The following is a 6,919-nucleotide window of genomic DNA, read 5'->3' as shown; positions in this document are numbered from 1 at the left end:
GAAGCTCGTGGTGATGCGATGGGTGGTGTAGGGGTTGTTTCGGCAAACTTTCTCACCGCTCCATTTTATAACCCTGCGTTAACAGCAATTTATCGCAGAAACGATGACGTCGGAATGCTCATCCCAAGCATAGGCTTGGCTTATAGTGATGAAGACAACATGGTTGATGATCTTGATCGGGTCGCTGGGCTTATCAACGAAGCGAGCTCTGGTGATTATTCCAATATAGCCGAGCTTCAATCAAGTCTTGAAAGTTTGAACGGTGACCAAGCTAAGTTAGAGCTAGGTGGCGTCGTTGCTTTTGCTATTCCTAATCAGTACATCGCTGCTAATGTCTTTGCTAAAGCTTATACCGAGTCTTTTGCCTCGCCTGATATATATACTCAAGCTAATTCGGCACTACCGCAAGCTGATATCAACACGGCAATTAATGCAGAGCTAAGTGCTGTCAATGCAGTAGGAATAGGAGTTGGAGAAGTTGGTATCTCTCTTGCCAAGTATCAAACGTTCTTAGGTCAGCATATAGCATTCGGTATTAGCCCTAAACTACAAAGAATCTATACTTATGTATATTCAGCCGATCTGGATAATTATGACATTGCGGATATCGCAGATAATGGTACCAGCGAAACAATGTTTAACATGGACGCTGGTTTTCTTTGGTTCCATGGGCCACTTAGAGTAGGTTTTACAGCAACTAATCTAGTATCAAGAGACATTCAGACTAAAGATCTAACAAAGAGAGCGGTTACCTCTCAGATAGATCCGACACAAGTTAGGCCTGCGGAAACGTTGAGCTATGCGTATCAAATGCGACCTCAGTACACCGTTGGTGCAGGTCTTGTTGGCGATTACGCTACCATTAGTGTTGATTATGATTTGAACGAAGACGAACGTTTCACCGGATTCGACGATAATACTCAGTGGTTAAGGGTAGGGGGCGAAATTGATATTATGCGTCAATTAAAACTCAGGGCAGGGTACAAGCGTAACCTTGCGTATGAGGATAGTGACGACACGGTGACGGCTGGTATCGGTATATCCCCACTCAACTTATTTCAAATGGATATCGGTGCAAGCTATACCAATGAAAATTCGATGGGCGTTTACTTAAACTTCCTTGGTAGCTACTAATATCGCTATCTCTAGTCATCATTAACGTATATAGTCAGCTCCTCATTATAGAGGAGCTTTTTTATGTTTGACGATCTTTCATTAACCCACGAAGAGCAGCAAAAAGCTGTAGAGAAAATCCAAGAACTGATGTTGACCGGTATGAGTACCGGACAAGCGATAAAGTTGGTCGCTGAGCAAATTAGAAAAGAGCACAGCGAAAAGCAATAGGATTTCCTAATGCTTTATAACTTGGCGCACTATAACTAAGTATTTAGGCCGTAATGTGATACGGCGAACCGTATGACTTCGAACTGAATATATAGATATTGCATATTTGGTATATCATTAATCTATGGGTTTTCTGTGATAAATTCACCATTATTTTTATATTAATCAGTAGCTTGTAGTGGTTACTTATTCTGCCAGTGTGGTTGTAAATAAAGTAAGACTTTTATTGTCCAATGGCAGTGCCTGAAGATTGAATACGCTAGCTTTATATTCTGTTGCTGGACGCCGTAACAGAATGCAGTTAAAGATAACCCAGGATAACGGGTTTGTTTATGAATTTAGTTACGATGTCACTTGATGGTGAGGGGAAATTAAGCTAGCCAGAGTCGTCGGAACCATTTGCTTAAAAATAGTCAATGCTCCAAATGAAAGAAGAAGAAAAGAAGAAGTGTGTGGGTAGGCATTCGCTAAAATAATTGCTTTTAAATAATTGCTTTTAAATAATTGACGCCTAGTAGACTGATGCAAAAGTCTGGCAAAAAAATCGCTTGATTAGATACTGTCGGTAATCGTGCAAATGTGAGCGAGAAATCAGAATAGTGTTTATGGATAGTCGAAAGAATCTCTTTGCGATATTCGTCAGAATAACGTCGATTACTGGGTTTACCTCTAGAAGCATGGGTTAAACTAGCCGCACCATGTTCACGTAGTACTTAAGGAAAGTATCTCCGCCGCGCAGCACGACGCAAACGATATTCGCAGATGTCTTGAATAACTATGAATCGACTCATTTCTTTTTCACTCATGGCAATCAACATCTCAGTAGTCCTTAGTAACCGAAACTGGTACATGAAATGTAGTCAGCAACCAGTGCTAAGGTGGCATTTTAATCTAGCTCAAAAGTGACATTACTATCTGGGGCCTACAGTCTAAGTGCGTATTATCTATCTTATGTTAAATAGGTTGCGTGAAGCGATATAGCTTGTTTACATGTTCTACCCGACTCTCACGTTACTCTACGGAGTCACATTAAACATAATACTTATTTACCATAAAATAGATAATAGCTAGCATGCAATCTATCGATGTAAGCCAGCTATTATCTTTTAAGGGTGTTTTCTAGCCGCCGGCCAATTTGACCGTGTGGCCTTTTTTTTCAAGATGGGCTTTAATCTTGTCTCGTGCGTCGCCTTGAATCTCAATGGTTCCGTCTTTAACAGAGCCACCGCAGCCGCATACTTTTTTAAGCTCGGCTGCAACTAACTTTAGTTGGGCATCGGCTAGATCTAACCCTGAAACAATACAAACCCCTTTGCCTTTACGACCTTTGGTTTGTCGCTGAATGCGCACAATACCATCACCTTTAGGTCTTTCTATAACTTGTTCTTCTGGTTTGATGCGTCCGACGTCGGTTGAATACACTAGACTCATAATGACTATTTTCTCTGTTGCTCGGCTTTTTGTTTCGCAATTATATACGCTTCAATGTGCTTTTGTATCGCAATTTTTGAGCCCTTAATGAGTCTGCCGTTGAAAAAACAATACCAGGTGTTAGCCTCACCCGTATCGTTTTTTAAGGCGTAGCCATTAAAGTTTTCTGCTTGTGGGGATCCTGATGACTCACGCTTTCGACCAACGGAAGTGAACTCTTTTGGATCGATAATCGTCGCGGTATCGCAGAACCAATCGATACTCTTCTTCACCGCAGCTAAGCTACCGGACAAAACGTGGTTCTTAATTTTAGCTTGCCAAATATCGCTAGTGTTATCGGCAGACTTTAAGTTAAAACCTTTATAAATTGTGACAGCCATAAACGAATATTCTTATTATGATAGTTACTTAAATAATAATTGTATCTGCTCGCTTATCAAGTATATTTATCGATTATCTCTCATTTACTGTGTCTGATATGCAAAAAAAAATCCCGCAGGTTACTGATAAACAGCTACTAAATGATTGGCGATCAACTTTTGGGTCTCAAGTGACCTTAGAAGAATTCGATATGTTGACCCATGGGGTATACTCTCGAAACTCTTTACTTGCGATGGTCAAAGATTGGAATCTTTTCTCTGAATTTTGTCAAACGAAGCAAGTCAGTTCACTCCCCGCTTCTGTCACTGTTGTTCGCTTATTTATTGAGCGGGAGGCGAAAAAGCGTAAGTTCTCCACCTTGAAACGTTACGCGGTCACCCTATCTTTGGTTCATCGGCTACTCTATGATACAGACCCTGTTTCTAATAGCTTGGTTCGGCAACTACTGGCGAGTTATCGAATGGACAAATTCGGGGACGCAAAGCAAGCAGAAGGCTTAACCCTAAATCACATAAAAGAACTTGATAGAATATTGATGGAAACACCGAGCCCCAAAAGTGTTCGAGATCTAGCCATCTATTACGTGATGTTTGAATGTGTATTGAAGCGTTCAGATCTTAAATCATTGTCTTTTTCTGATCTCACCGAATGTGAAAATCACTATCTTGTATCAATCAAAGACCACACTTATGAGCTTAGTTACCGGTGTTCTTCCGTTTTGAAATTGTGGCTGTCGGTAGCAGGAGATAATCCGGATCTCTGTTTGTTTCGCGCGATTGATCGACATGGTAACGTAAGCAGTACGCAAATGGACGACTCTTCCATTTACAGAGTATTAGCCTCAGCGAGTGACCTGTTAAATCTTTCAATCAAATTTTCCGGGCAATCAACTCGTGTTGGAGCCGCTCAGCATTTAGCCAGTCGTGGTAAAAAAGCCAAAGAAATTCAAGAGTTTGGTCGCTGGTTGTCCCCTGCTATGCCCTATCAATACATAGGTCTAAAACAAACAGCAGAGGATGAAAAGCGAGTGTATAAGATCATTAAACCTTGGGAGTAGCTTACCGGCGAAGAGATGTACTCACGCAGTTTTCGAGGAATTTGTGGAATTGGTGGCCATTGTTCGCCAGCATCTTGGGAAACATAGAAATAGGTGTCATGCCTGGGAAGGTATTAACCTCATTTAAATATATGTGACCCTCTTCAGTTAAGAAAAAATCAATTCGAGACAAATGGCGTAATCGCATTTGAGTAAAAACTTTTCTCGCGCTGACTTCTATTGTGCTCAATTGAGTTTGTGAGAGGTTACCAGCCACTATTTCGGTAATTGAATGGCTGTCTGCACTGTATTTTTCTTCATAGGTATAAAAAGCATCGGAAGGTGCGATAACTTCACCAGGCTGAGATAAGAATAGCTGGCCATCATACTCATAAGCGGCGACCTCAAGTTCTCTTGGCTTTACTGCTTTTTCTACTAACACTTGATCAGAATATCCGAAAGCAGCATCGATAGCCTCTTTAAGTTGTGATGATTTCGTTACCTTGTAACATCCTACAGAAGAGCCTTGTCTAGCCGCTTTAATAAAAATACTGCCCCATTTTCTTAGTGCTTGCTCTGCTTTTTCTAAAGAGTGTGAATTGTTCTCTGACAAGAATAAATAAGGTGTATTGTTAATGCCGAGTGCGTCATACCATAGCTTTGAGGTAATCTTGTTAAAGCTATTGGTGCTCGCTTCTGGTCCACATCCGAGGTATGGGATTTCAGCTAGTTCAAGCATCGATTGAATATCTCCTGTTTCCCCTGGAAAACCATGGATACAAGGAATAACAAAATCAATATGAAGATTTTGGTCTTCACCGTTCAACGTAGCGGTATTGGTATCAAGAGAAACGAGTTTATTTGAATCATTAAACCAACCTTCTTGACGTATTTCGACGCGCACCACATCGAAGTTTGGGGTCAAAGATAGCTGCTGCTGCAGATAGTTGGCTGAGACTAAAGACACTTCATGTTCAGAAGAGCCTCCGCCACACAGTAGAAGGATGGTTGTTTGAGTCATTAACGTAGTTTCCATAACGCTATAAAATTCTTATCTTCATCATAATGAAAATGAACCAAAACGATAGCGTAACCCAGATTAAATTACGCGGTTTTGGTTCATTTGATGTTTTATTCACCATAACAAGGGCATAGAGCTGAGAAGCCTAGCCTCTATGATTTCTAGAATAGTTTCTAGTTCAATTTATTCAGTGTTGGGAATTCTGAATTCTTAATTGAATCGATGCTTTTGACAAATGGTTTTAGGTTTTTGAATTCCATTGGCAGTGTGGCAATAGCTTCTTTTGCTTCACCGCGTGTGGCGTAATCACCATAAAGCACCGTATACCATTTTGTACCATTTACTACCTTATAGTTTTCCCAGACAGGTTGTTGGTTGTCCATAGGAAGTTTACGCGCAAATTCATCGACTTTTGTTTGAGAGCCTACCGCAACGACTTGAATAGTAAACCCATAACGTGGGTTCATAGCGACTTGCTTAGCCGTCGGTGGAATGATGGCGACAGCCGCTTCAGGTGTTTTATTCACCACTTTCTTCTCTGCAGTAGGAACAACTTTGGCTGCGTTTGTTTCAACGTTACTCTCAACAATACCTTCCGCTGTGCCTTCACTCGAAACCACTGGCTTTTCTACTTCAGCAACCTTGTAGTCTTCTCTATAACTTTCAGATGTGACATCTGTAATGTATGTGTCAGAAGCACAAGCCGATAGAAGTACCGATAGGCCCACAATTGAAATCTTTTTCATGAATGTACTTACGTCCTAAAAATAGAAATTACTTTAAATCATGCCGATTGAAGAGCTTAGAATCAAGCCAACCTTTTAATTATATATCAATACTCTGTGATGCATGGCACAAAGTCACTTTTATACCGTGTTCTACTGTTCAGAACGAGTGAGAAATGGTCACTAAAGCAACTTAAATTGATTAACCTATAGAGATGATTATTGCAGTGGACGAGCCATGAATACATTAGATCAGCTTCTAAAACCTAAATCCGTTGCCGTTATCGGTGCTTCAATCAAAGATCGACGGGCCGGTAATATTGTGATGAAAAATCTATTACTGGGTGGATTTGAAGGTGCGATCATGCCTGTTACCCCTAAGTACCCTTCTGTCTGTGGTGTACTTGCGTATAAGAGCATTGATGCGTTACCAATAACCCCTGACATCGCCGTATTATGTACACGAGCAAGCCGAAATGTCGCGTTAATTGAAGAGCTGGCGCAAAAAGGGATATCTACGGTTATTATTCTGGCTTCGGACATGGCTCGCTCAGACGATGAAATATCGATTCAAGATCGCTGCTTAAAGATAGCCAAAGACTCGAATATGCGTTTGCTTGGTCCAAATAGTCTGGGGATTATTCTGCCTTGGCTGAATTTCAATGCATCTTTTTCCCCTATCACGGCCCTTAAAGGAAAGATCGCATTTATATCTCAATCAGCTGCGGTGTGTACCACCATTCTCGATTGGGCCAACGATAAGAACATCGGTTTTTCTGCTTTTGTTTCTCTGGGTAACGGCCTGGATATCGACTTTGCAGAGCTTTTGGATCGTTTAAGCATGGATTCGCATACAGAAGCGATTCTACTGTATGTCGATACCATAAAAGATGCGAGGCGATTTATGTCCGCAGCCAGAGCCGCTTCAAGGAATCGAAGAATCTTGGTTCTAAAAGGTGGACGCACCGCCAGTGGCAGAAA

At 41.2% G+C, this 6,919-nt stretch carries 8 protein-coding genes; 4 read left to right on the top strand and 4 right to left on the bottom strand.

Features of this window, described 5'->3' with window-relative positions; genetic code table 11:
- On the top strand, positions 1–1,134 hold a 1,134-nt coding region (gene traF, locus ACP45E_RS14095), incomplete at its 5' end, for a conjugal transfer protein TraF (protein ID WP_241824316.1).
- Between the two features lie 63 nt (positions 1,135–1,197).
- Entirely contained in the window at positions 1,198–1,344 is a 147-nt protein-coding gene (locus ACP45E_RS14090) for a YoaH family protein (protein ID WP_017033586.1), read from the top strand.
- Between the two features lie 1,119 nt (positions 1,345–2,463).
- Here the strand turns inward: ACP45E_RS14090 and yciH are convergent.
- Entirely contained in the window at positions 2,464–2,775 is a 312-nt protein-coding gene (gene yciH, locus ACP45E_RS14085) for a stress response translation initiation inhibitor YciH (protein WP_017033584.1), read from the bottom strand.
- 5 nt (positions 2,776–2,780) lie between these two features.
- Complete coding sequence (locus tag ACP45E_RS14080) at positions 2,781–3,155, bottom strand: DUF3319 domain-containing protein (protein ID WP_017033583.1); 375 nt, start codon at positions 3,153–3,155, stop codon at positions 2,781–2,783.
- Positions 3,156–3,253: 98 nt separating this feature from the next.
- Between ACP45E_RS14080 and ACP45E_RS14075 the strand changes: the two genes are divergently transcribed.
- On the top strand, positions 3,254–4,213 hold the full coding sequence (locus tag ACP45E_RS14075; protein WP_017037970.1) for a tyrosine-type recombinase/integrase: 960 nt from the start codon (positions 3,254–3,256) through the stop codon (positions 4,211–4,213).
- A gap of 1 nt (position 4,214) precedes the next feature.
- Here ACP45E_RS14075 and ACP45E_RS14070 read toward each other — a convergent pair whose 3' ends face one another.
- Positions 4,215–5,213 (bottom strand): D-alanine--D-alanine ligase, encoded by a 999-nt coding sequence (locus tag ACP45E_RS14070; RefSeq protein ID WP_017037969.1) that lies wholly within the window; start codon positions 5,211–5,213, stop codon positions 4,215–4,217.
- A 173-nt stretch (positions 5,214–5,386) separates the two neighbouring features.
- Complete coding sequence (locus ACP45E_RS14065) at positions 5,387–5,959, bottom strand: SPOR domain-containing protein (RefSeq protein WP_017037968.1); 573 nt, start codon at positions 5,957–5,959, stop codon at positions 5,387–5,389.
- 217 nt (positions 5,960–6,176) lie between these two features.
- Between ACP45E_RS14065 and ACP45E_RS14060 the strand changes: the two genes are divergently transcribed.
- Positions 6,177–6,919: CoA-binding protein (locus ACP45E_RS14060; RefSeq protein ID WP_141707343.1), on the top strand; the 743-nt coding region annotated here is incomplete at its 3' end.

Origin of the sequence: Vibrio genomosp. F10 str. 9ZD137, assembly GCF_049974785.1 — a bacterium.
Taxonomy (GTDB): Bacteria; Pseudomonadota; Gammaproteobacteria; order Enterobacterales; family Vibrionaceae; genus Vibrio.
Note: the sequence above shows the minus strand (reverse complement) of the source record. Positions and strands in the feature narration are given on the sequence as shown.